Raw genomic sequence first — 23,324 nt, 5'->3', positions numbered from 1 at the left:
TCTTGTAATCAATGGTTTGGTACCAGCCTTTCCTTTTTCCTAAGAGTTTGTCCGAAAAAACAAATAATATCATGGATGGGTATTGGCTTGGACAACCGTCAAATCACCAAAATATGTCTAACTGTACTAACCCCTTTAAAATTTGTACTAAACACCTCAATCTTTGTACAAAAGGCAGTAACAATTGCACAAAACTACCCCAAAATTGTACAAAAACAAAAATCCCTCAAAAACCTCAGTGTAAAATTACACCATCCTCTTCACCACATTAAAATTCTTACTCAAATACGCCCAATTTTGAGGTGCCGGCAAGCTAATTTGCCAAAAAGTCGATCCAGCTAACTGAAAAAGGTCTATTAAATGATATTTTTCGATATAGCTGCGAATATCTTCAAACCAAACGATATGCTCCTTTCCGCCAGGCCAGTACCGATACCAAGGCGCTTTTGCTGTCAAATCAAATTCAATTGGTTCACCTACAGAAATCGCTTGATTTTGAGCCGCAAGAACCGATAAACCACGTGTTTGGTTAGTCCCCACCCTTTTGTCATACCCATACAGCGCCAAGGCAATTTGTAGTTTAAGTGGATGAATCTGCGTAAGGGAATATTGAATAACCTGCTCAAGCCACGGGATCGGGGCAATTGGATCAGGAGGTCCCCCTGGGTATCCATAATCCATGGTCATTACGGCAACTAGATCCGCAACATTACTAATTCCAGCATAATCATAGGCGCCAATAATCCGATTCGTTGGAATATCAGCCGTTTTGGCATGAACATTTACATGTAAAATCAACCCGCTTAAGCTGCTTTTTAAAGCGGAAAGAAACAAAATAAAATCATTCCGGCGGGCAGGCGGAATAAATTCAAAATCAATACTTACTCCACCGAAGCCGCGCTGAGTAGTTAAATTCACAATACTTGCCACTAGATTGGCCCGATAAGTTGGATTTTCAAGCACCCTTCCAGCCAACTCTGCACTAAAAACCGTACCCGCCAAATTCCGAATCATCAGTAATGGGACAATCTGCAATTGATTACATCTCGCAACAAGGGCCGAATCCTCGACCATATTATAAGCATATCCATCTTCGGTAAAGGAATAGGCCACCACAGCAACATACGTGAGCTGCTCTGCCAAAGAATCCAAGCTTGCAAGATTGGCAGCTTCAGAGGATGGAACTAAAAACCCAAGTGTTTCCAAATCCAATTTCAAGGGAGACGGTATAGTAATCGTTTGACCAATTATCAGCCGAGTCGGATCAAGCCCTTGATTAGCTGCAATAATGTCTGCCGGATCAATGCTGAATTGCTGAGCCAAATTCCAAATATGATCGCCAGCTTTAATTCGATACGAGCGGAGTGGCGGAAGGTTATCGGGAAGATATAAGGCAATCCCTGGGACGAGTGCGTGATTAGATGGCAATCCATTCAATTCGACTATCGTTTCAATCGGCACACCATACTTGGTGGAAATCATCCACAAATTTTCACCGGCAGCCACAACATGAACAGCCATTTTCTCACACTCCTTTTTACTATCATATGGGCATGGGATGTTAGGTTATTACACATAGAAAAACGAACTTGCCACTAGACAAGTCCGTCATTTTACTCTTATTCATCACCATATCGATACCTTCTCGTCTTCGCATAGCAAGCCTCACAGGTTGGAAACGAATGGTCCCATGGCAGGTTTTTGCCACAGTTTTTGCATTTTTTTACGAATTTTTTAATATCGGTTTTCAAGCGGTCTTGCACCTTATCGCTGACTTCTTCTCTCAGTCGTTCCCAATAGATGGCGGTGGTTGGCTCTCCTAATCGGTATAAGAATAAAAGGTGAAGTCCGATGGCCTTGTAACTGAGCTCTAATTCCTCTAAGCTTCGTTCTTTCACGATTGGTTCAGGAAGTTCTTGCCCTTGGATAACCGCATACATCGTATCCTCCCATTGCCTAGTTAAGATGGGTTCATTTTTTGAAAACGGCAAATGTAAAAATCCATAAAGGTCCATTAAAGAGAGCCGTGCTTCAATTTCCGTACCCGCAATCATTTGATAAAGCGACTTTTCCTCTGCAAGCGAAGCCTTCTTGGTACCCTTTGGGCTCTCAAATTTCCCCCATAGTTCAAAAAAAGTACCTAAATCATGATAATAACGTTGAAAACGCTCAAACACAGAGTTAGTTGGGGCAATCGCAAACGTATGGACAGGTTCATCCTCCTGCAAAAGTAAATTTCGCATTTTCCTGATATCACTCGTAAAGGCCACTTTACCAATATTGTAAATGCCCTTTCGACCGGCACGTCCCGCAATTTGCTTCACTTCTTGCGAGGTCAGCAAACGTCGTCTTGTTCCATCAAACTTATCATTTTCTAAAAAAACGATACGGCGAATGGGCAGGTTTAGACCCATTCCAATCGCATCGGTCGCCACAATGACTTTGGTTTTGCCCGAATTAAATTGCTCAATCTGCTTTTTACGTGTTTCTGGGGGCATACTTCCGTAAATCATGCTGACAGTATGGCCGTCATTTTGCAGTCTTGAGGCCGTTTCCAGCACACGCCTCCGAGAAAAACAAATCAGAGCATCCCCTTTTTTTACATGTTTAATATGAAATTCCTTCGTTTCTACCTCAAGCGGGGTATCGCGGCTGTATTCATGAATTTCAATATCTGACTCCCCTAAAAGCTGCAATAGCATTGTTTTTGAATTCCGGCTGCCAATGATATGTACTTCTTCAGCATTCGCTTTTGTGATCGCCTTGTACCAGGAAAAACCGCGGTCCTTATCGGTAATCATTTGCGCTTCATCAATAACAACCACTTCATAGAACTCTTTTTCATGAAACATTTCCACAGTGCAAGAAATATGATTGGCCCCAGGTGTCATTTTCTCCTCTTCACCGGTTTTTAAGGAACACGGCATCCCCTCGGTGTTCAATTTATCATAAACCTCAAGAGCCAATAGTCTTAGAGGCGCTAAATATAAGCCACTGTAGGCCTCTTTCATCCGTTCAAGGGCATGATGTGTTTTCCCGGTATTGGTTTCGCCAATATGAAGAACATAACGGATCTGCCGCTTTAGAGAAGGATCGTATTCTGTTGCAAAAATGTCCTTCATCATCCGCTCTTCTGCTTCTCTTTTCCGCTTTATTTCTTCCTCCGCTTCCTTTTCTTTTCGTTCGCGCTCGATAAGATCTTTTTCAAGAATTTCCTTGTGCAGCTTCTCATCAAAGGGGATGTCCGCCAAACGGATTAAATCCGACAAGTATTCAGCTTGGATATCCTCAATAAAATAACTCTCCACATCATAAAGAACCTGGCCAATGCTGCCCTTTACGAAAGACGCTGATAATTGCTCGTGAAATGTTTCAAGGAAGTCTTCCTTCAGTTCATCGGGGAGCTGCTCTAATATCTTTTCCGGAATGAGTTCGGACAAATAATCACTAATTAAGCTTTCGTAAACGAAAAAGTAGGTTTGATATTCATATAAACTTCTGCCCCAATTCATCGTTTTATGGATATCACCCGTTAATTCTTCAAAAAAGCTAGCCACCGTGGTATAAGCGGAAGGATTAAATTGACCTTCATTTACCAATTTTTCTTCTAATGCAAAGGTATCCACCGATTGGAACTTCACATTAATTTGCAGGTCAGCCACTAATTGCTTGGCCACGAAGGAACGAACCGATAAATAGAACCCTTCATATTGTTCCTCTAGGATTCCAACGGCGTTATCCTCAATTTCACTTCTAATCAATTGCTTTTTTTCGTCCAGTTGTTTTTGTTCTTCTCGTTTCAAAAAATTTACCTTGGCATCCTGAAACCGTTCCTTCCATACCTCTTCCTTACTTGAGAATTCAGCCTTAATCCACGCCATTGTATCAAAAGGTTGATACAAACGCATTTCATCTCGAAACAATTTATTGATCAACTTCTTGTCAATGCCCTGCACCTCAAAACCTTTTTCACTTAAAAATTGCTTTTTTTCATTGCGGGGGACATCATTGGTCGACTTATTAAGCCAAACATTGACCCAAATTTGCTCGACATACTGGCTGCGGTCAGCTAAGTATTGTTCAAACGATGGAAGAACCTCTTTGGTTTCGCAATAATGATTGATATCTTCATATACTTTCATTTTTGTATGTTCAATCGCTTGAGGGTAAATGGTTGTTAATTTGTTCATCAAGACCCCTCTTTTCTAGAAAATAATTCCTACTATCTATTTTAACATAAAAATAAAAACCGAACGAATATTCGGTTTTATATTTCGTGTTGATTGCAATATTGATCAACAAGGTCCTCGATTTGGTCCAGTTCAGGAAACTTTCCTGAAAACTGAAATTTTATTTCTTCAATAAAGTGATCTTGATTGTAGACATGGATAGCCCCGTCTTGTTGAATTACACTAAATTCTGGTATAAAACGATACCCGCTTCGTTCAATAGCCCCCATCAAAAATCAGTCCCCTTTTCCTGTTTTTTTATAGTATAAGCAGAAAGTAGAAGACTAATCCCAGATAAACAATAGGGGAAAAGAAAGAGGATGGTGCCCCAGCACACATCCTCCTTTTAATTTAAGCTGTTGTATAAACTTCCGCTTTATTTTGTTCGTGTCTAATCGTTGCCTGAGCTGCTGCTAAGCGCGCGAGCGGTACACGGTATGGTGAACAGCTGACATAATCCAAGCCCGTTTTGTAGCAGAAATCAATGGAGGTCTTTTCACCGCCATGCTCCCCGCAAATTCCGGTTTTTAAAGCAGGCTTGGTAGCACGGCCCAGGTTAACACCTGTTTCAACCAATTTACCAACACCCTCTTGGTCGAGCACGGCAAAAGGATTCTCTGGAAGCACTTTATTTTCAATATAGGCTTGCAAGAACTTTCCTTCGGCATCATCACGGCTGTAGCCAAAGGTGGTTTGGGTTAAATCATTGGTCCCAAAGGAGAAGAAATCTGCTTCTTCGGCAATTTTATCGGCAGTCAAAGCAGCACGTGGAATTTCAATCATCGTTCCAATCGTGTACTTGAAAGTCTTGCCCGTTTCTTCTTGGACAAGTAAGGCCGCATCAATGACCAACTTACGCATATCCTTTAACTCATTCACATGACCAACCAAAGGAATCATAATTTCTGGTTGAACCTCGATGCCTTTTTCAGCAAGTTTGGCCGCAGCGTAGAAAATCGCTTTCGCTTGCATTTCATAAATTTCCGGATAAATCATCCCAAGACGGCAGCCACGGTGACCGAGCATTGGGTTAAACTCATCCAACTGACGAACCTTTTTCAACAATAGCTCTTTTTTCTTTAATTCTGGTGATTGTGGATCGAGGATTTGCAGCTTCGTTACCTCCACTAACAATTCCTCTTTATCTGGTAAAAATTCATGTAACGGCGGATCAAGCAAGCGGATGGTCACTGGTAACCCTTGCATTTCCTCAAAGATTCCTTCAAAATCTCCCTGCTGCATTGGTAACAGCTGATTTAACGCTTCCATTCGCTCATGATAATTTTCCGCAAGAATCATTTTTTGAACAATTGGAATCCGTTTCAAATCCATAAACATATGCTCGGTACGACATAATCCAATCCCGCCGGCACCGAATTCAAAGGCTTTACGTGCATCCTCCGGATTATCTGCATTGGCGCGGACCCCTAGTTTACGTTCTTGGTCTGCCCAAGCAAGCAATAATTGGAATTCATCCGATAGTTCCGGGTCTATCATTGGAATTTCACCAAGCATAATTTCACCAGTGGAGCCATCAATCGTGATGACATCTCCATATTTAATCACTGTTTCGCCTATCGTAAATTGTTTGGCCGTTAAGTCAATCTTTAAGGCTTCACAACCGCAAATACAGGCTTTCCCCATCCCGCGGGCAACAACAGCAGCGTGACTTGTCATCCCGCCACGACTTGTCAATATAGCCTGAGATGCAACGATTCCATGGATATCATCTGGTGTGGTTTCAGGACGAACAAGGATGACTTTTTTTCCATCATTGTTTAATTGCTCGGCTTCATCGGCATCAAAAACAACTTGACCTGTCGCTGCTCCTGGTGAGGCCGGCAACCCTTTTGCTAAAACCGTTTTTACAAATTTGTCATCAATCCGGCGGTGCAACAGTTGGTTTAATTGGTCAGGGTCGACCCGGAGCAAGGCAGTCTTTTTATCAATAATCCCTTCCTCCACCATTTCCACAGCAATACGGATAGCAGCCTGTGCGGTTCTTTTACCATGACGAGTTTGCAGGATAAACAGCTTACCCCGTTCTACCGTGAATTCGATATCCTGCATTTCTTCATAATGCTGCTCCAGACGCTTGCATGTATCCGTAAATTGCTTAAAAACACCAGGCATTTCGTCTTTTAACGTAGCGATAGGCTGTGGAGTCCGAATCCCTGCAACCACATCTTCCCCTTGGGCATTAATGAGGTATTCACCATACAGGACATGTTCGCCTGTCGATGGGTTTCTTGTGAAAGCCACACCTGTGCCTGAATCATTACCCATGTTGCCAAACACCATACTTTGTATATTAACCGCGGTCCCTAAATGGTCGGCAATTTTGTTCAAACGGCGGTAGACAATCGCTCGCTGGTTATTCCAAGAATTAAAGACAGCATGGATGGCAAGGAATAGCTGCTCCTTCGGATCCTGCGGGAAATCCTTTCTTGTATGCTTTTTAACGATTCCTTTATAGCCGATAATCACTTCTTGCCAATCTTCCGCACTCATTTCCGGGTCAGAAGTATAGCCTTTTTCCTCACGAACTTCTTCTAAAAATTGTTCAAAATAATACGTATCGATATTAAGAACGACATTACTGAACATTTGAATAAAGCGACGGTAGGAATCATAAGCAAAACGTGGGTTATTCGTTAATTCTGCCATCCCAACGACAGTTTCGTCATTCATCCCAAGATTCAAGATGGTATCCATCATGCCTGGCATCGAAAAAACAGAACCAGAGCGTACAGAAACGAGTAAAGGATTTTTCGGATCACCCAGCTTTTTCCCCATTTTCTCTTCAAGTCGCGCAAGAGCTTCTAATGTCTGAACTTCAACTATGGTAGGAATGGTTTTGCTAGCTTCATAGAATGCATTACAAGCTTGTGTAGAAATGGTAAAACCATAGGGGACTGGCAGGCCAATCCGCGTCATTTCTGCTAGATTTGCTCCTTTCCCCCCAAGTAAACCCTTCATATTGCCATTTCCTTCATGAAATAAATAAACGAATTTTTCCATGTTTATAAACTCCTCTCCTTTTTTAAGACGTCTAATATTAAACCGGCTGTTTCCTCTACTGCCTTATTTGAGACATCAATAACTGGACAGCCCACTCTCTTCATCACTTTTTCAGCATGATCAAGTTCTTCAAGAATTCTTTTAAAGCTTGCATAGTTTGCCTGTGAGGCTAACCCCATCGCTTTGAGACGTTCCTTGCGAATTTCGTTTAGTTTATCTGGTGAGATAATTAAACCAATACAATTTTTGCGTGGTATTTGGAACAATTCTTCTGGTGGTGCCACCTCTGGTACCAGAGGTACATTAGCTACTTTAAAGCGTTTATGTGCTAAGTACATAGACAACGGTGTTTTAGACGTTCGAGAGACACCCACTAACACAATATCTGCTTTGGTGATACCTCTTGGGTCACGGCCATCGTCATATTTGACGGCAAATTCGATGGCTTCAATTTTTCGGAAATATTCCTCATCCAATTTTCTCATTAAACCTGGACGATGGTGTGGCAGCTTATGAAAGCTTGTTTCAAATGCATTCATCAATGGGCTTAGTAAATCGACTGCTAAAATCCCCTCTTCTTCGGCACGGTGATCTAAATATTTTTTTAATGTGGGAACAACGATTGTATAGGCAATAATCGCTGGCCCTTTTTTCGCTAACAAAATGATATCTTCTATATCTTCAAAGTCATCTACATAGGAATTCCTGCGAATCTCGACCTGCCCACCATTAAACTGTGTAGCGACTGCTTTTACAACAAACTCAGCCGTTTCTCCTACTGAGTCAGATACAACATAGACAACTTCTTTCTGCACCAAAATGGCAGCCACTCTCCTTAGCTTGTTTTGTTTTCCATAATTTCTAAATACGCGCGTGTAATCGTTGTTTTGGTGATACGACCCACTAGCAAATATGTACTTTTTTGCTCTTCATCTTCCTTCACAACTGGCAAGGAGTCAATGTGGTTATAAATCATCTTTTTGGCTGCTTCGAGCAAGGTTTCTTCCGGTGTAATCGTGATAATATTGGGCATTCTCGTCATAATGACACTAACAGGCAATTCATGTAGATTTTGATTACCTAGTGATGCTCTGAGCAAATCTTTACGGGATACAACTCCAGCAAGATGCCCCTTAGGATCAACTGCATAAAGAGTCCCTACATCCTCTAAGAAAAGCTGGACGACCGCATCGTAAACAGATGTTGATTTTTCAACTACAATCGGATGAGCCTTATAGTCACTTACCTTTTGATGGATGAACTTCTTTGCCTCTTGTTTTGCTTGATAGCCAGCATTAAAAAAATAACCCACGCGTGGTCTTGCCTCTAAGTTGCCTGACATGGTTAATATAGCTAGGTCTGGTCTAAGTGCGGCCCTTGTTAGTGAAAGCTTTTCAGCGATGTCTTTTCCTGTTATCGGCCCGTTTTCCTTCACTATTTCAAGAATTTCACCCTGGCGTTTAGATAATTTAATTATTACCACCCCCTTAATCACATTAAATATGTTATATTCATTACATTCATTATAAATGTGTTATACTTATTTGTATATAGTATATTACATTGAGACAAAAACCGAAACAATAAGTTTTATTTTTTTTGACAAAATAGCAAACAAAAAAATCCCGCCGCATGCGACGAGATGAAGTAAACTATTTTTGGCAATAGGGACAATAAAAAGTCTTTCTTGATGAGATGGTTTCCATTTTAATGATGGTCCCGCATCTGTTGCATTTTTTTCCTTCCCGGTCATATACCTGACACAAGTCATTAAACCCACCTGTTAATTTGTCCCCAAGAAAGAGTGGATTATCCATATAACCGCCATGTTGGATGCCTTTTTGGAGAATGGATTGTAACGATTGAAATAATCTCTTTCGCTCGGGATCCCCTAGATCATCGGTGTCCTTTGTTGGCAAGATGCCCGCATCATAACAGATTTCAGCGGAATAACAATTTCCGATACCAGCAATAAACTCTTGATCCAATAATGTGGTTTTTAATCTGCCATGTTTATGACTAAGTCTATTCTTAAATTCATGGATGGAAAAATCATTACTTAACGGCTCGGGCCCTAGGTGTGCTAAATGGTTCTCTGCTTCTGTTGAATTATAGAGGTGCAAATAGCCAAGCCGCAGGCCGATGAAGTAAAGATGGTTGTCTCCAAAGGAGATTCGTACCTGTATGGTTCGTTTCGGCTTGTCCGCTTCTGTTCCATAGTACACCCATCCCCCAAGCATTAAATGTAATAAAAGAATTTGGCCATTTTGCAGTAAAAAAAGTAAATGCTTTCCTCGTCTATTTATCGTCATTATTTTTTGATGTTGCACGGTTCTAGTAAACAAGTCAGGATTTACATTGATAGATTTTTCCCGATTTACTTGTACTTCCGTAATTGTTTGACCGGCAATTTTTTGGTTCAATAGGATTTTATAGTTTTCCATCTCTGGAAGCTCTGGCATTGAATAACTCCTTCCATTTAGGACTATCTATATTACGTTTCCCTAATTCATAAAAAAGAAGCCCTTTAATAGGAAAGAAATCCTACCTTAGCATGAAAAAAGAGCAACCTTGTCGGTTTGCTCTACTGGTTAAGTCTCATGCATATTTCAACTGATTTGAATGTTTATCGTCAATTTTCGTTTCAATTCTCTCCATTGCTTTCAAATCACTCTTTATTTCCTGTTTGTTATCCATTACCAATTCTTTAAAGTTAAGTTTACGTTTTCTCATTGGTTCCTCCACCTTTCTTTGTTGTTTTTATTATACCTAAGGTAGAAAGGTCAAAATGGGTATAAATATTACAATTTTTTGAACATTATTAACATTTTAATTATTTCACCAGCAATACTCCGCCAATAAAAAATAGTTGGTATGGCATAGTAAGGATTAATTGGCAAAAGATATATGTAATAAATTTAAAGGAGGTAATTCATTGTATTTCTATCGAGAAGATTTAATCAATATAATAGTTCCTGACAAACCGGACCCAGCTGCAGCCAAGGTACTTCAAGAAACATTGGGCGGAAGATTCGGTGAGATGCGGACAATGATGCAATTTTTCTTTCAAAGTTCAAACTTTCGTGGTAACCAGAAGCAGTTTCGCGATTTAATTAGGGGCGTTTATCTTGAAGAAATTAGCCACGTAGAGTTGGTACAGTCGACCATCAATCAGCTCTTAAATGGTTCTGGAGAAGATGCTGTTGGGGCGGAAGGAAGCATGGGAGCCCCACTTGAAGAAGCGATAAAACACGCAAACCCTCATCATTTTATTATGGGGGCACAAAGTTCACTCCCCGTTGATGCAGCCGGTATTCCATGGAACGGAAGCTATGTTTACAGCCATGGAAACTTAATTAGTGACTTATTGGATAATGTTGTTTTAGAATCGACAGGCGTGCTGCAGAAATCACGGATCTATGAAATGAGTTCCAATAAAACATTTAGGGAAACCTTGGCTTTCTTAATTGTTCGAGATAATGCCCATCAAAATGCCTTCGCAAAAGCACTTGAAACTCTAGGTGTTGACTGGGCTAAACTTTTTCCAGTTCCTAATTACGACATCAATAAATATCCAGAATGTCGGAAGTATGTTGAAATGGGCTTTCACAATGCTCAATTTAATTTTAGATTGGATGAAACACTCATTGGCCAAATATTCCAGGGCCAATCTCCAAGTAGAAATGGCGGTACACTACAAGTAGTACCACCGCCAAACGGTTACCCCGTTCCTGTTTTACCAGAAATGCCGAATGAGCATAGCCCTGGTTTACATGATTTAAACTCTTAACTCTTATAAGGTCATATAAAGTAATGACTATTTGTTTATTCTAATAAAAAGACACGGTTCCTCCGTGTCTTAAATAATGTTAAAACTACTTAGTTTTTAAAGTCTATTCAAACCAATTATTGGGTATGGTACCTTTCCATCTGATTTTCAATGATGATGTCTTTGGCACCCGAGCGCTCAAATAAAAATTCGGAAACCGCCCGATTAAATTCTTCTGTCTTTTCGATTTTTCCCATGTGTCCCGCTTTTTTGATGGTATGGATTTTTGAGTTTGGCAGTAATTTATTCATTCTTCTTTGGAAAAAGGCAGGACAGATCCTATCGTTTTGACAGGAAATTACCAAGGTTGGTATATTCATATTTTTTAACGTATCGCGGTAATCAATTTGCAGGCATGCCCGCCATGCTGGCAAAAATCCATCCAAATGATCCGACCAGACGGGCATCACTTTCTGAGCCATTTCATCACTTTTATTATAGAGACAGCGTGAGGTAGCCTGAGATTTAAATTGTTCCACCGTCATTGTATTAAATTTCTTAAATATCCTTAGTAATAATTTTTCAAGCCACTTGGGAACGTAAAAAACAGTGTTTGCTAAAATACAGGACTTTACCTTTTCAGGACGAATTTTATAGAGTTCTTGAGAAATGATTCCCCCCATAGAAAAGCCGAGAATATGCGCTTCCTTAATACCTAAATAATCCAATAAACCGACAATATCTTTTGCAAAAGCATTAATTGATATTCCCTGACCTTCGGGACATTTGGTTTTTCCGAAGCCGCGTAAATCAGGGATAATCACATCGTAATGCTCTGCAAAAATCTGTTGAAGCTTCCATCCCTCTTTCCGTTCGCCCAATCCATGAATGAGCAAAAGGGGTTCGCCTCCGCCCATCCGGTCATAATAAAGATTTGTTCCATTAATTTGTGCATGAAACATAATGAACTCTCCTTCTTTGAACCTGCTCCTGAGTTTCTATGACCTTGCTATTCTACTTTTTTGATTCTCCAAATAAAACACTTGTAGGGAGTCACCCCTTCCTCTTGTTAGTAGAATTGTCTACTTTTGTCTTTCCAATTAAATATTTCGACAAAAACAGCGTAAGACCTGTTTTTAATAAAATTTTTATGGCAACTGAATCTGAATGTTTAAGATGTCACGTTCTCGTCTCTCAATAAGCTGGTACTTTAATCAATGTAAAAGACGTCCATCCAAATTAGTTTAAATAATATTTGACAAGTGGTATAAAAACTTCTAATATACATTTTGATACCTTGATAACTGAAGGCAGGTGATTTAATGCAATATAGCGTTGGAGTTGAATACGCACTACATTGTCTTGTTAATTTAGTGCAGGTTCCATCAGAAAAAAGTATTGGGATAAAGGAACTGGCTGAATTCCATGGCATTTCTGAGACCTATCTTTCAAAGATATTCGGTAAGTTAACTAAAGCTGGTATTGTCAGCTCAGTGCCTGGTGTAAAGGGCGGCTATAAATTATCTAAATCTCCTGAAGAAATTACCTTTTGGGATGTCGTAGAAGCGGTAGAAGGAGTAAAACCCATTTTTCAATGCAAAAATGTCGTAGAGAAAGGGGTTTTATATAAAAATAAACAATGCGCATCTTGCCCTTCGACTAATTCTTCATCGAGTAATTCTTCTTGTACAATTAACCTGGTCATGCTGGAAGCAGAAGAAATTATGAGGGCATATCTTCGAAATAAAACAATTGCATGGCTAGACAAAGAACTAGACACCGTCTTACCCGACACATTGCGAACAGATTCACTAAAATACTTTACTGGTGAAAACAAAGCCTCTTCCTGACTTAATTTACATTAAATCAGCAAGAGGTTTTTATATTTGCAAAAAATATACATCAAAGTAGTACTCATTAACTGCCCTTTCCTAAACTTTTAAATTTACCTTGAAGTAAATAGTAGACTCCAATTCCGGCCAGAACAAAGAAAGTGCTGTAAAAATATAATGAGCTAAAGCCTACTTTTACTGTTGCGAGACCAAATAAAAAGGAGCCAATCCCAAATCCAAAATCAAAGGTTGAAAGGTAGGTAGCCGTAGCCAAGGCCCTTTTATCCGCTGGAGCAATTTCAATCGCAATGGTTTGAAGACTTGGAAAGATGGTTCCCCATCCTAAACCAATAAGGGCACCTGAAAGAAGAAACACCGGTAATGATGGTGATAGGCTAAGAAAATATGTCCCAGCTGCAAAAAGTAAAATGGATGGATAGATAATTTTATTTGCTCCATACTGATCGTACCATTTTCCGGTAAAGGGTCTAGAAATTAAGAGGACAGAAGCATAAACCACAAAAAAGTAACTTGCTGCTTCATCTAAATTAATCCCTTTGGCATACACGGATACAAAGGATATAACCCCAGAATAAGCCAGGGCAAAAAAGCCAGCAATTAATGAAACAGGAATAGCAGAAACCTCAAAAAAGGACTTAATTCCTTTTTTAGATTCTATATGTTTGACTTCTCCGGGTACTATCTCTTTAGGAATCCGAACAAAAAGGACGAAAATTAAAGCAAAAAAATCTAATAAAGCATTTATGAAGAACAATAAATTTGTTCCTCCAAGATGCATAATGGTTAATCCTAAGAAAGGTCCAGCTACCATCCCAAGGTTTAGGGTTAACCCATAATAGCCCATTCCTTCTCCTTTTCGTGACTCAGGAATTAAATCAGCTACGATTGCCCCTGTAGCTGTCGTTGCCATTCCAAATCCTATTCCATGGAGACTTCGGATGATGAGTAGTGTCGAAATCGATTGGGCGGTAAAATATAGAAATGATGATACAAATACAATTACAAAGGCTGTCAAAAAAACGGGATACTTTCCAATCCTTTCTATCCATTTTCCTGCTAATGGGCGTGTAATGATTGCTGCAATTAAAAAGAACGTAACAAGTAGTCCAACTTCGGACTCGTTACTATTTAATTCTTGTAAAGCATATATCGGTAAAGTTACTAATAAATAGTAAAAAGTTGTAAAGGTAAGAAAGTTTACGATTGCACTACTAATGAACTCTTTTGTCCAAAGTTTTGGATTATTCATTTTTACTCCCCAAAATTAAATTTTACTTAATAAAACTCTTTATTGCTTTCTCACTGATTAATCAAACCTTCACTCTAATTTTAATTAAAGACATTATAAATCGACGATTATATTTATCTATGATAATCACAACCTTTACTTTTGTCAAAACTATTTCCAAAAAAGATATTATCCACTTGAGGAAGACTCTTCTAACTAGTATGTAAACCCCTTAGTTCCTTAATTCATGTCTCTAAAAAATAAGTGTTATTGAAAATAACAATAATGGTACATTTTTCCCTAAAGTGTCCAAATTAAAATAGCCCTTCTCAACATCTGAGAAGGGTATTTTACAATATACATACATTTATTAAATGAACAAATTCTGGCTCAAAGTCGAAATACTACACCAAAATCGTCTATAAACTTTTAATTTTATAGAGATGACCAAAAACACACATACTGAGTCATATTCAATTTTTAATATCAATATTTGTTTTTATTTTTTTTATATCACCAATTGGAGGGGAACCAAATAATCGAGCATATTCTCTGTTAAACTGAGAAGGACTTTCGTAACCAACTTCAAATGCAACATCTGCTGCATTAACATTATCAGATATTAGTAATTGACGAGCCATCTGCAACCTTATCTTTTTTTGATATTGCAAAGGGCTCATACCTGTTACTCTTTTAAAATAAGCATGTAGTGAAGAAGTACTCATATTAATAGATTTCGCTAATTCATCGACTCGTAAAGTCTTTGCATAATCACGATTAATCAGCTTTATTACCTTTTCTATGGAGCTAGCCTTACTCCCTAAGATCGCAAATTCTTTCACTTGTTCCCCTTGCTCATTTCTCAAGATCCGAAACAAAATCTCACTAATAATAAGTGGGGCTAAAACTCGAATTGAAGAAGGTTCATCTAGTAGTTTTACTAATCTAATGACAGCATCTAGTAGAGCAGAAGTTGATTTACCTACCACTAATGCTTTTGGAGAAATTCCCTTATTTTGTTCTGAATCAGGCATATCTTTAAGGATATCTAAAATTTGTAGAGTGCTAAAGCTTAATTGCAAGCATAAAAAGGGGTGATCTCTTGAGGCTGCCGTTATTTTCCCCGTTATCGGCATGTGCACAGAGGCTACTAAATATCTATTAGGGTCATATTGATATATCTCGTTTGCATACATCACTATTTTTGAACCTTGTGCTATAAAGCAAACTGATGGTTCATATATGGAATGTAATGGTTCTGATATAGTCGAAAACCGTATAAGCTTCACTGAATTAAGTTCGGTTTGATGTATACCATCTTTGTTAGTGAATTTATTTATTAAGGAGGATAATTCCAATTTCTGTTCATCCAATTTGCTCGACATTTAATCATTCCTTTCTGTCCCTATTACATCTTTAACACTCTCTGGAGGATTAGGCAATTATTAAATAGGTTTCATCTATCTCCATTAGATACGTTTGATATAGGATGTAGTTAATTCCATTGGATTCTGTTCTTATCGGAACAGAATCCAAATTGAAGATATAATTTGCAATAACGATAAGGAGAGATATAAGAATGACATGTTTATCAGGTAAAGTTGCGATTGTTACAGGTGCTTCACGAGGAATTGGAAGTGTAATAGCTGAAAAGTTAGCTGAAGATGGGGCCTTGGTTGTTGTCAATTATTCAAGTAGTGCAAAAATGGCACAAGAAGTCGTAAATAGGATCCAAAAAAAAGGGGGAAAGGCAGTTGCCATTAGAGCGGATGTAAGTAGCCTAAGTGAGATTGAAAATTTATTTTCAGAAACCATTTCCATCTTTAAAAAAATAGATATTCTGATCAATAATGCCGGTATTATGGTGAATAAATCATTAGAAGAAGTAACGGAAACGGATTTTGATCAACAATTTTCAGTAAATGTAAAGGGTACTTTTTTTGCATGTCAGCAAGCGTATAAACATATGAAAGAAAACGGAAGGATCATAAATTTTTCAACTTCTGTTACAGGATTGATGTTCCCTACTTATAGTGTCTACGCCGCTACAAAAGGTGCTGTCGAACAAATTTCGAGACAATTAGCAAAAGAATTTGGACACAAAAATATTACAATTAACACGATAGCGCCAGGGCCAGTAAATACAGAGTTATTCACAGTTGGAAAAACAGAGCAGCAAATTCAAGGATTGAAAAATATGAATGCTTTTGGAAGACTTGCTGAGACAGAGGATATTTCAGAAGTAGTGAGTTTTCTTGTTAGTAACCAAGCGTCTTGGATTACGGGTCAAACCATTCGTGTAAATGGTGGTCTTATTTAAGGGTTAAAACAAAAAAACTCCAATAGAATGTTTCTTTCTATTGGAGTTTCTCCACTCATAACGTCATTTATATCATTATTCTTCCGTTGCTATAATACCCATTGATATAGAAATTCTATTCCAATTGTTTATTTGATTGATGATTAGAACAAGGTCAACATATTGTTTCTCGTCAAAATGTTCACGTACTCGTTGATAAAGTTCATCGGGTACACGTTTTGTCGGAATTAATGTCACGCACTCTGTCAACTCAAGAGCTGCTTTTTCTGCATCTGTGTAAAATGTGCACTCTCTCCAAGCACTAATACAATATAAACGTTGTTCCGTTTCTCCCATTTTTCTTGCATCAGCTGTATGCATGTTAAGACAATAGGCACATCCATTTATTTGAGACGCCCGAACTTTTATAAGTTCACGAAGTTTACGGTCTATATTAGCAGTTTTCGTATACTTCTCCATTTCCATCATGATTTTAAGTGCTTCTGGTGCTACATTGTAATAATCAACTCGTTGTTCCATTTCCATTCCTCCTAAAATTTTTTCATTAAAATGGTCACCTTGATTGGTGGTTTTAATTCTAGACTAAGTTAATCGACGATTAACTTAGTCTAGAATATACGATATCATGATTTTTGTCAAATCAAATATGTTTTTACCTACTTTCAATAATTGCACTAAACATTACGTAATAAAAATTTTACCCGTTCTTCATAATTACCATGTACAAATTGCCAATGCTTGAACAGGAGACAATAAAAAAAGAGGCCAAAACTTTGATTGAATCAAAGCATTGACCTCTTTTTTTGACAAAACTGTATATAAAGTTGAAAAATATTTTCCTTATCTACTTAACTGTTTCACTTTCATCAACTTGTTTTCCTTGCTTACTTTGATGATTTCCCCGATAATACTGATGGCAATTTCTTCTGTTGTTTCCGAGCCGATTTCCATTCCGATTGGAGAATGGACTTTCTCCAACAACTCTTGGCTGACACCTTCACCCTTTAATTTTTCAAAAATGGTAATGACTTTACGCTTGCTGGCGACCATCCCAATATAGGCAATCGGAAATTGCAGTGCCGTTTTTAAGACAATATCATCCCCGTCTTTGGTCACTACGACCACGTAAGATTTTTCATTTAAGTTTGCTGCTAGTATAGCTTCTTCAATATCCTCGTTCACAAAAAGGTTTGTCGCACGAGGAAAGCGTTCCCTTGTACAATAATCAACCCGGTCATCGACAATGCAATAAGGATATTCAAGGGAATCAGCAAGCCTTGCCAGTGCGTAGGCTAAATGACCTGCCCCGGCAAGAACAAGTTCAGGTCTGCTAATATAAACTTCAATAAACACCTTGAGTGTACCGCCACAACTCATTTGAATTCCATCTTTTGCATGTCTATTTAATTTGTATTCAACGATTTTCGATTTGCCATCTCGGATTGCCTTAACACTCTCTTCAATGATATAGTATTCAGCCAAGCCCCCTCCAACCGTGCCTTCAATCGTCCCATCACGGTATACAATCATCTTTCCAACATGCTGGGGAGTCGAGCCTCTTGATTCAATAATCATTGCTAGAGCAAAGCTTTCGTTTTGACGCGTCAGCATCGCGACTTTTTCCATTAGCAGCAAAATAGCTCACCCCTTTTTAAAACATTAATTCGGTTGATATTGTTTCATGGTAAGAAAATAACGTAATAGATTTAAGGCAACAGTTTTTCTGTATAAAGCAGTGGAGCGCTGGTCGTCGATGGGTTTAATAATTTTATCGAAGGCGGCTACAACCTGAGTGATGTCTGTATTGGTTAGTGGTATGGTTTTACCAATCAACTTCTTTTCAATATCAATGGACCGAACCATCGTCGGCCCGACCGCCCCGAAGGAAAACCGCACATCTTCGATTCGAACATCGTTGAACCGGATGTATCCTGCAAAACCTACTTTGGCAATAGCATCGGCATTTCGGTTGCCGACCTTCTCGAATACAACATGAGCACCTTCTTCTAATACGGACGGTAATATGATTTCAGCTAAAATCTCATCTTGATTCCGTCCGACCCTCCGTGGTCCTTGAATAAAATCACTGATCGCTACTAAACGATCACCATTTACGGAGCGAAGCAAAAGTTTGGCGTTGTATACATATAATAATGGCAAGGTATCACCAGCTGGTGAGGCGTTGCAAATATTTCCTCCCAATGTCCCTCTGTTTCTGATTGCAGGTGCTGCAATCGTTTTAATGGCATCCTTTAAAGGGTTTGGAATCAACGGATGTTCAAGTAATTCACTGTAGGTACAGCAGGCACCAATGTGGAGATCCTTTTGGTTTTGAAACACCTGCTTTAATTCAGAGAGATGATCAATAAAAACAATCGGTTTCGGAATTTTCGGCGGGACTCCCCTTCGACTTTTGTGAAGAACCATTACATCAGTGCCACCGGCAATGATGACACAATCTTCTAGGTTCAATTGGCTCAACGTTTGATCTAGACGATTGAAACGATACGCGGTTATTTTCTCTGCCATACGCCGTCCCCTTTTTTAGCTGCTAGGTTAATCGCATCAACAATCATATTGTAGCCCGTACATCTGCATAGATTTCCGGAAATGCCCTCGCGAATTTCGGCTTCTGATGGATGGGGGTTTTTGGATAATAATGCGGCACTTGCCATGACCATTCCAGGAATACAGTAACCGCATTGCACTCCACCGGCAGTTGAATAACTCTCATCTAAAATTTTAAATTGCTCTGATCCCATGATCCCTTCAATTGATTGAACATCCGCTCCATCAATCGAGCCAATCGGTATCAGACAACTATTTTGAAGGAGACTGTTTACAAAAACACTGCATGCCCCACACTCTCCTTCACCACAGCCTTCCTTTGTGCCAATTAACTCAAACTTATCCCTTATTATATCTAGTAATCTTGTTGTGGCAGGGGCATCCGTTTCTACCGTTCTTCCATTGAGTGTGAATTTAATCAACCTTCTTCACCTTCTTTCACGTAAAGACTTTCGATTATGACTTCCGGTGTAATGGGAATTTGCTGAAAAGAAGTTTGCAGTGCATCCTCGATCGCTGCTTGAACAGCTGGAGCGCCGCCGATTAACGTTAATTCCCCTGCGCCCTTCGCTCCATATGGACCATCAGCATAGGGGTTATCAAAGACCTTGCTTTCAATTGGAACCACGTCTAATGAAGTCGGCGGTCCATAATCCGATATGCTTTTTTGTTGGATTTTACCCTGCTTTGATGTCATCTTTTCAAGGTAACCGTACGCTAATCCTTGAGCTAAACCACCATCAATTTGGCCTTTCATTATTCGATTATCGATGACTTTCCCGACTTCATAATTGCCGTATACCTTCTCTAACCTTACATTTCCTGTAAGTGTATCCACTTCAACCTCCACGAAATTCACGCCCCATGAATAAGCCGGGTAGGCATCACCAGTGAAGGTTTTTTCGTCCCAAGGAATCATTTCCCGATGGACATAATGCTCGACTACTTCCTGTTCCACCCCAGCTTGCCATTGGTCCTTGAGTTTTTTTGCGGCACGTTCCAGCAATTTTCCAACAATCATGGTTGTCCTCGAGGCTACAGTCGGGCCGGAGTCAGGGACTTCTTTTGTATCGGGAGAAGGATATAACACTTCTTCATACGGGATGTTTAGTTCTTTGGCGACAATCTTACATAGAGTAGTATAAATGCCTTGTCCCATATCAGAATTTGAGATTTTTAGTGATACTTTGCCGTCCGTTGATTTAACCAATTTCACTGTTGCTTTAATATGATCTCTTTCGCCACTGCCTGTAAATCCGCAGCCATGGAGAAATAGCGATGTTCCGATTCCTTTTTTATAACGCTGATTCTGTTGATTAAAACGGCGAAACTCCTCTATCTTCTGTTTGTAATGTGTCTTGTTTAGTAAATCCTGAATCATCTCTTTCATTAAGATCGGGTCACGGAATTGTCCTTTGGTGATGGTTGGATCTCCTTGTTGAACAAGGTACCTTTGTTTATATTCAAGAGGGTCGATGTTTGCCAGTTTACTAAGATGTCCGATATGACTTTCGATTCCAGCAAAGCTTTGTGGGGCACCGAAGCCTCTGAAGGCACCGTTCGGAACGGTGTTGGTCTTGAGGCAAAAGCCCTTAGCATGGAAATGAGGAATTTTATAAACCCCCGCACTGTTTATTAAGGCACGCTGCAGCACGACCGAGCTCAATCCCAAATTCGCTCCTCCATCAAGGTAGATATCAACACACAGACTAAGGATATTTCCTTTCATATCTAAGGCGGTTCGATATTTTAGTTTGGCCGGGTGCCTCTTTGTGGTCACCACCATATCCTCCGAACGGTCGAACACGAGCAGCACCGATTTTTTGACGGCTCTTGCCGCAACGGCGACGTGGCAGGCCATCATCGATGGAAACTCTTCTTTGCCGCCAAAACCACCGCCAGTCGGGCTTTGAACCACTCTGACTTCATCGTTCCCACACGCTAATGCGCTTATTAGTGCATTTTTTATATAATAAAGACATTGCATCGAACCTTGAACTTCAATTTCTTCCTCCTTAAAAATGGCAAGCATTCCTTGCGGCTCGAGGTAGACGTGCTCCTGATAACCCGTATCATATTCTTCCTCTACTATTTTGTAGGCTTTCTGCTCGATTGCTGAAATGACCTCTAAGCTTTCCCCCAATTCATAGCTTGCCATATTAACTCCTGGTGTTGATATTTGTTGGATTGCATCGTCCAAGGTATAAATAGCTTGATGTTCCTCAAATTCACCCTTTATTTCATCTAACAAACAGTAGAGGATATCCAAGTCTTTTCCGACGAGCATGAGAATCGGCTCACCAATATAATTGACCCACTCATTCGCAAAAATGGGCTGATCTTCTTTAATGATTTTGACATAATTCGGTCCTGGGATATCTTCTGCCCCAACTGCTTCATATCCTTCTGGAAGGTTGGGTAATTGTATCGATAGGATTTTCCCAAAAGCAATCGGCGACCGATACAAAACACCATAAACCATATTTTCCACTTTCACGTCACTGATATAAGCCAACTGGCCAGATACTTTACCACTATGGTCCTTTTTGGGCACTGAGGTGCTTATGTCTTTTAGATTCATTCCAACAACACCCTTCGACTCATTTTTCACATGAGACATATTAATAATAGAAGTCTCTTCCTACGATTTTATAAATCAGAGTGATATTTTATGATTAATTTTATTCAAGAATTTCGTTGTTTTAATTATATTTTAAAATCGGGAAGCTTTACCTATTTATGTAAGAATATATAACATAGTATTTTCATATAATTTGCTTGTTCTTTTCCGCTTCAAACAGCAGCGTTAGAAATAAACCAGTAATAAAAAATGCAGCTCAACTGATCTGCCCGTTTGTATTAAAACAAGCCTTGAGTTAAGCTGCACCTTCGTGAAAACTTATAAAATTATTTTGAAATAAAATCGTTATAATAATGAACTGCTTTTTGGTAATCCTCCGGTGTATCCATGTCCATCAGTACTCCCTGATCATCTACATTTACATACTTCTTTTCATAACTGTTAAGGACCACACGTAAGTTACTCTCTGGGTTCGTTTCCAGAATTTTCTGTTTCACTTCGCTTGATAATTTGATAGGGTGACCACCTTTATAATTAAAGCTAGGAATCACTACGTTCCCTTTGTGCTCTGCAATTAGCTGAACAGTCTCTTTTTTAACAAGCGGACAATCACCGGGAGTTATAAAGAAGGTTAGGGCATTTACTTCGTTGCAACCCTTTTGAATGGAAGAAAACATTCCCTGATTAAAGTTTTCATTGTAAACATATTTTAACTGAAATGAATAGGTATTTTTATGGATGACTTTTGCCATTTCTTCTTCAATGAGTTCCGCTTGAAACCCAGCAACAACGATGACTTTGCTGCACAATCCTTCAAATTTAGAAATCGTTTGCTCTAATACGCTCATTTCCCCCAGTGGCAGAGTCATTTTAAATGCATTCGCTCTACTCGAAAATCCTGCAGTTAAGACAATAGCTTCCAAATTAAACACCCTCATCTCATAAAATATTTCTGATGTTTTTATTTGATTGTTTAATATTATCTAATCTGTTCTTATGATAATTGGTAATAATTTAATAGTAATATATATGCACACTATATTATGTGAACAATATTTTAATAGAATTGTATTTGTAATAAAAAAACGCTTCTTACAATGTAAGAAACGTTGATTTTGCTGCATTCGCAAACAGTGATATGATACCGATGGTCGGGGTCGAACCGACACTCCTCACGGAACACGATTTTGAGTCGTGCGCGTCTGCCAATTCCGCCACATCGGCATAATAAAAATTTAATTAGAATTATTTAACAGGGGCAGTAGGAATCGAACCCACACTGAAGGTTTTGGAGACCTTAGTTCTACCTTTAAACTATGCCCCTAAATGGTGGAGGGGGACGGATTCGAACCGCCGAACCCGGAGGGAGCGGATTTACAGTCCGCCGCGTTTAGCCACTTCGCTACCCCTCCACATATGAAAAATAAAATAAAAACTGGAGGAGGAAGAGGGATTCGAACCCCCGCGCGGTGTTACCCGCCTGTCGGTTTTCAAGACCGATCCCTTCAGCCAAACTTGGGTATTCCTCCAAAAAAATTACATATTTAGTATTTTGGTAGCGGCGAAGGGAGTCGAACCCCCGACCTTTCGGGTATGAACCGAGCGCTCTAGCCAGCTGAGCTACACCGCCAAAATCCTATGATACTAATGGTGGAGTCTAGGGGGATCGAACCCCTGACCTCCTGCGTGCAAAGCAGGCGCTCTCCCAGCTGAGCTAAGACCCCGTATTTTAAAATAGAATGGTCGGGAAGACAG

General features: G+C 39.4%; 20 protein-coding genes and 6 tRNA genes. 3 read left to right on the top strand and 23 right to left on the bottom strand.

Annotated elements, in window-relative coordinates; translation table 11 throughout:
* Positions 1–246: 246 nt before the first annotated feature.
* The 8 genes from V7121_RS21710 to V7121_RS21675 all read right to left on the bottom strand — a co-directional run bounded on the left by V7121_RS21710 (position 247) and on the right by V7121_RS21675 (position 9,983).
* A complete protein-coding gene (locus V7121_RS21710; RefSeq protein ID WP_335503456.1) occupies positions 247–1,521 on the bottom strand; it encodes a LysM peptidoglycan-binding domain-containing protein in 1,275 nt (424 codons plus the stop codon).
* 98 nt (positions 1,522–1,619) lie between these two features.
* A complete protein-coding gene (locus tag V7121_RS21705) occupies positions 1,620–4,190 on the bottom strand; it encodes a DEAD/DEAH box helicase (protein WP_335547774.1) in 2,571 nt (856 codons plus the stop codon).
* 77 nt (positions 4,191–4,267) lie between these two features.
* Positions 4,268–4,459 carry a YbxH family protein gene (locus tag V7121_RS21700; protein WP_335503461.1) on the bottom strand — a complete coding sequence of 64 codons (192 nt, stop codon included), beginning with the start codon at positions 4,457–4,459 and terminating at the stop codon, positions 4,268–4,270.
* A gap of 121 nt (positions 4,460–4,580) precedes the next feature.
* Positions 4,581–7,250: a pyruvate, phosphate dikinase gene (ppdK, locus tag V7121_RS21695; protein ID WP_335503463.1), complete on the bottom strand. Its 2,670-nt coding sequence runs from the start codon at positions 7,248–7,250 to the stop codon at positions 4,581–4,583.
* A gap of 2 nt (positions 7,251–7,252) precedes the next feature.
* Positions 7,253–8,068, bottom strand: a complete 816-nt coding sequence (locus tag V7121_RS21690; protein WP_335503465.1) for a pyruvate, water dikinase regulatory protein — start codon at positions 8,066–8,068, stop codon at positions 7,253–7,255.
* A 17-nt stretch (positions 8,069–8,085) separates the two neighbouring features.
* Positions 8,086–8,742: a helix-turn-helix transcriptional regulator gene (locus V7121_RS21685; RefSeq protein ID WP_420490644.1), complete on the bottom strand. Its 657-nt coding sequence runs from the start codon at positions 8,740–8,742 to the stop codon at positions 8,086–8,088.
* Between the two features lie 160 nt (positions 8,743–8,902).
* Entirely contained in the window at positions 8,903–9,712 is an 810-nt protein-coding gene (gene mutM, locus V7121_RS21680) for a bifunctional DNA-formamidopyrimidine glycosylase/DNA-(apurinic or apyrimidinic site) lyase (RefSeq protein WP_335547773.1), read from the bottom strand.
* A gap of 136 nt (positions 9,713–9,848) precedes the next feature.
* The gene (locus tag V7121_RS21675) at positions 9,849–9,983 is read right to left on the bottom strand and encodes an FbpB family small basic protein (RefSeq protein WP_335503473.1); all 135 of its coding nucleotides are present in this window, start codon (positions 9,981–9,983) and stop codon (positions 9,849–9,851) included.
* Positions 9,984–10,185: 202 nt separating this feature from the next.
* On the opposite strand from V7121_RS21675, the gene V7121_RS21670 reads away from it, so the two are divergent.
* Positions 10,186–11,040, top strand: coding sequence for a manganese catalase family protein (locus V7121_RS21670; protein ID WP_335547772.1), 855 nt, complete (start codon positions 10,186–10,188; stop codon positions 11,038–11,040).
* A gap of 116 nt (positions 11,041–11,156) precedes the next feature.
* Here the strand turns inward: V7121_RS21670 and V7121_RS21665 are convergent, their stop codons facing one another.
* Positions 11,157–11,981, bottom strand: a complete 825-nt coding sequence (locus tag V7121_RS21665; RefSeq protein ID WP_335503480.1) for an alpha/beta fold hydrolase — start codon at positions 11,979–11,981, stop codon at positions 11,157–11,159.
* A gap of 360 nt (positions 11,982–12,341) precedes the next feature.
* Here V7121_RS21665 and V7121_RS21660 point away from each other — a divergent pair, with 360 nt between their 5' ends.
* Positions 12,342–12,869, top strand: coding sequence for an RrF2 family transcriptional regulator (locus V7121_RS21660; RefSeq protein ID WP_335503482.1), 528 nt, complete (start codon positions 12,342–12,344; stop codon positions 12,867–12,869).
* Positions 12,870–12,936: 67 nt separating this feature from the next.
* On the opposite strand, the gene V7121_RS21655 is transcribed toward V7121_RS21660, so the two are convergent.
* Together V7121_RS21655 and V7121_RS21650 are read right to left on the bottom strand one after the other, a co-directional pair.
* Positions 12,937–14,121: an MFS transporter gene (locus tag V7121_RS21655; RefSeq protein WP_335503485.1), complete on the bottom strand. Its 1,185-nt coding sequence runs from the start codon at positions 14,119–14,121 to the stop codon at positions 12,937–12,939.
* Between the two features lie 452 nt (positions 14,122–14,573).
* Complete coding sequence (locus V7121_RS21650) at positions 14,574–15,485, bottom strand: AraC family transcriptional regulator (RefSeq protein WP_335547770.1); 912 nt, start codon at positions 15,483–15,485, stop codon at positions 14,574–14,576.
* Positions 15,486–15,679: 194 nt separating this feature from the next.
* Between V7121_RS21650 and V7121_RS21645 the strand changes: the two genes are divergently transcribed.
* Positions 15,680–16,420, top strand: coding sequence for an SDR family oxidoreductase (locus V7121_RS21645; protein ID WP_335547768.1), 741 nt, complete (start codon positions 15,680–15,682; stop codon positions 16,418–16,420).
* Positions 16,421–16,495: 75 nt separating this feature from the next.
* On the opposite strand, the gene V7121_RS21640 is transcribed toward V7121_RS21645, so the two are convergent.
* The 12 genes from V7121_RS21640 to V7121_RS21585 all read right to left on the bottom strand — a co-directional run bounded on the left by V7121_RS21640 (position 16,496) and on the right by V7121_RS21585 (position 23,293).
* Positions 16,496–16,939: a carboxymuconolactone decarboxylase family protein gene (locus tag V7121_RS21640; RefSeq protein ID WP_335502954.1), complete on the bottom strand. Its 444-nt coding sequence runs from the start codon at positions 16,937–16,939 to the stop codon at positions 16,496–16,498.
* A 321-nt stretch (positions 16,940–17,260) separates the two neighbouring features.
* Positions 17,261–18,046 carry an XdhC family protein gene (locus V7121_RS21635; RefSeq protein ID WP_335502957.1) on the bottom strand — a complete coding sequence of 262 codons (786 nt, stop codon included), beginning with the start codon at positions 18,044–18,046 and terminating at the stop codon, positions 17,261–17,263.
* 33 nt (positions 18,047–18,079) lie between these two features.
* On the bottom strand, positions 18,080–18,949 hold the full coding sequence (locus V7121_RS21630) for an FAD binding domain-containing protein (protein ID WP_335502959.1): 870 nt from the start codon (positions 18,947–18,949) through the stop codon (positions 18,080–18,082).
* Positions 18,934–19,410, bottom strand: a complete 477-nt coding sequence (locus V7121_RS21625) for a (2Fe-2S)-binding protein (protein WP_335502961.1) — start codon at positions 19,408–19,410, stop codon at positions 18,934–18,936. The genes V7121_RS21630 and V7121_RS21625 overlap by 16 nt, the downstream gene beginning before the upstream one ends.
* The gene (locus V7121_RS21620; RefSeq protein WP_335547766.1) at positions 19,407–21,569 is read right to left on the bottom strand and encodes a xanthine dehydrogenase family protein molybdopterin-binding subunit; all 2,163 of its coding nucleotides are present in this window, start codon (positions 21,567–21,569) and stop codon (positions 19,407–19,409) included. Before V7121_RS21620 ends, V7121_RS21625 begins: the two co-directional genes overlap by 4 nt.
* 326 nt (positions 21,570–21,895) lie before the next feature.
* A complete protein-coding gene (locus tag V7121_RS21615) occupies positions 21,896–22,492 on the bottom strand; it encodes a nucleotidyltransferase family protein (protein WP_335502967.1) in 597 nt (198 codons plus the stop codon).
* A gap of 219 nt (positions 22,493–22,711) precedes the next feature.
* Positions 22,712–22,793, bottom strand: a tRNA-Leu gene (locus tag V7121_RS21610).
* 29 nt (positions 22,794–22,822) lie between these two features.
* Positions 22,823–22,893: transfer RNA gene (locus tag V7121_RS21605), tRNA-Trp, on the bottom strand.
* A 3-nt stretch (positions 22,894–22,896) separates the two neighbouring features.
* Positions 22,897–22,981: transfer RNA gene (locus tag V7121_RS21600), tRNA-Tyr, on the bottom strand.
* Between the two features lie 24 nt (positions 22,982–23,005).
* Positions 23,006–23,098, bottom strand: a tRNA-Ser gene (locus V7121_RS21595).
* Between the two features lie 24 nt (positions 23,099–23,122).
* A tRNA-Met gene (locus V7121_RS21590) sits at positions 23,123–23,199 on the bottom strand.
* 18 nt (positions 23,200–23,217) lie between these two features.
* Positions 23,218–23,293, bottom strand: a tRNA-Ala gene (locus V7121_RS21585).
* Positions 23,294–23,324: the final 31 nt, after the last annotated feature.

Source organism: Neobacillus drentensis, from assembly GCF_036962125.1.
GTDB classification, from domain to species: domain Bacteria; phylum Bacillota; class Bacilli; order Bacillales; family Cytobacillaceae; genus Neobacillus; species Neobacillus drentensis_B.
Note: the sequence above shows the minus strand (reverse complement) of the source record. Positions and strands in the feature narration are given on the sequence as shown.

Bases quoted from the DNA above. Each gene is read 5' to 3' on its own strand.
- V7121_RS21710 (WP_335503456.1), bottom strand. From the start codon at position 1,521: ATGGCTGTTCATGTTGTGGCTGCCGGTGAAAATTTGTGGATGATTTCC.
- V7121_RS21705 (WP_335547774.1), bottom strand. From the start codon at position 4,190: ATGAACAAATTAACAACCATTTACCCTCAAGCGATTGAACATACAAAA.
- V7121_RS21700 (WP_335503461.1), bottom strand. From the start codon at position 4,459: ATGGGGGCTATTGAACGAAGCGGGTATCGTTTTATACCAGAATTTAGT.
- ppdK (WP_335503463.1), bottom strand. From the start codon at position 7,250: ATGGAAAAATTCGTTTATTTATTTCATGAAGGAAATGGCAATATGAAG.
- mutM (WP_335547773.1), bottom strand. From the start codon at position 9,712: ATGCCAGAGCTTCCAGAGATGGAAAACTATAAAATCCTATTGAACCAA.
- V7121_RS21675 (WP_335503473.1), bottom strand. From the start codon at position 9,983: ATGAGAAAACGTAAACTTAACTTTAAAGAATTGGTAATGGATAACAAA.
- V7121_RS21665 (WP_335503480.1), bottom strand. From the start codon at position 11,981: ATGTTTCATGCACAAATTAATGGAACAAATCTTTATTATGACCGGATG.
- V7121_RS21660 (WP_335503482.1), top strand. From the start codon at position 12,342: ATGCAATATAGCGTTGGAGTTGAATACGCACTACATTGTCTTGTTAAT.
- V7121_RS21655 (WP_335503485.1), bottom strand. From the start codon at position 14,121: ATGAATAATCCAAAACTTTGGACAAAAGAGTTCATTAGTAGTGCAATC.
- V7121_RS21650 (WP_335547770.1), bottom strand. From the start codon at position 15,485: ATGTCGAGCAAATTGGATGAACAGAAATTGGAATTATCCTCCTTAATA.
- V7121_RS21645 (WP_335547768.1), top strand. From the start codon at position 15,680: ATGACATGTTTATCAGGTAAAGTTGCGATTGTTACAGGTGCTTCACGA.
- V7121_RS21640 (WP_335502954.1), bottom strand. From the start codon at position 16,939: ATGGAACAACGAGTTGATTATTACAATGTAGCACCAGAAGCACTTAAA.
- V7121_RS21635 (WP_335502957.1), bottom strand. From the start codon at position 18,046: ATGGAAAAAGTCGCGATGCTGACGCGTCAAAACGAAAGCTTTGCTCTA.
- V7121_RS21630 (WP_335502959.1), bottom strand. From the start codon at position 18,949: ATGGCAGAGAAAATAACCGCGTATCGTTTCAATCGTCTAGATCAAACG.
- V7121_RS21620 (WP_335547766.1), bottom strand. From the start codon at position 21,569: ATGAATCTAAAAGACATAAGCACCTCAGTGCCCAAAAAGGACCATAGT.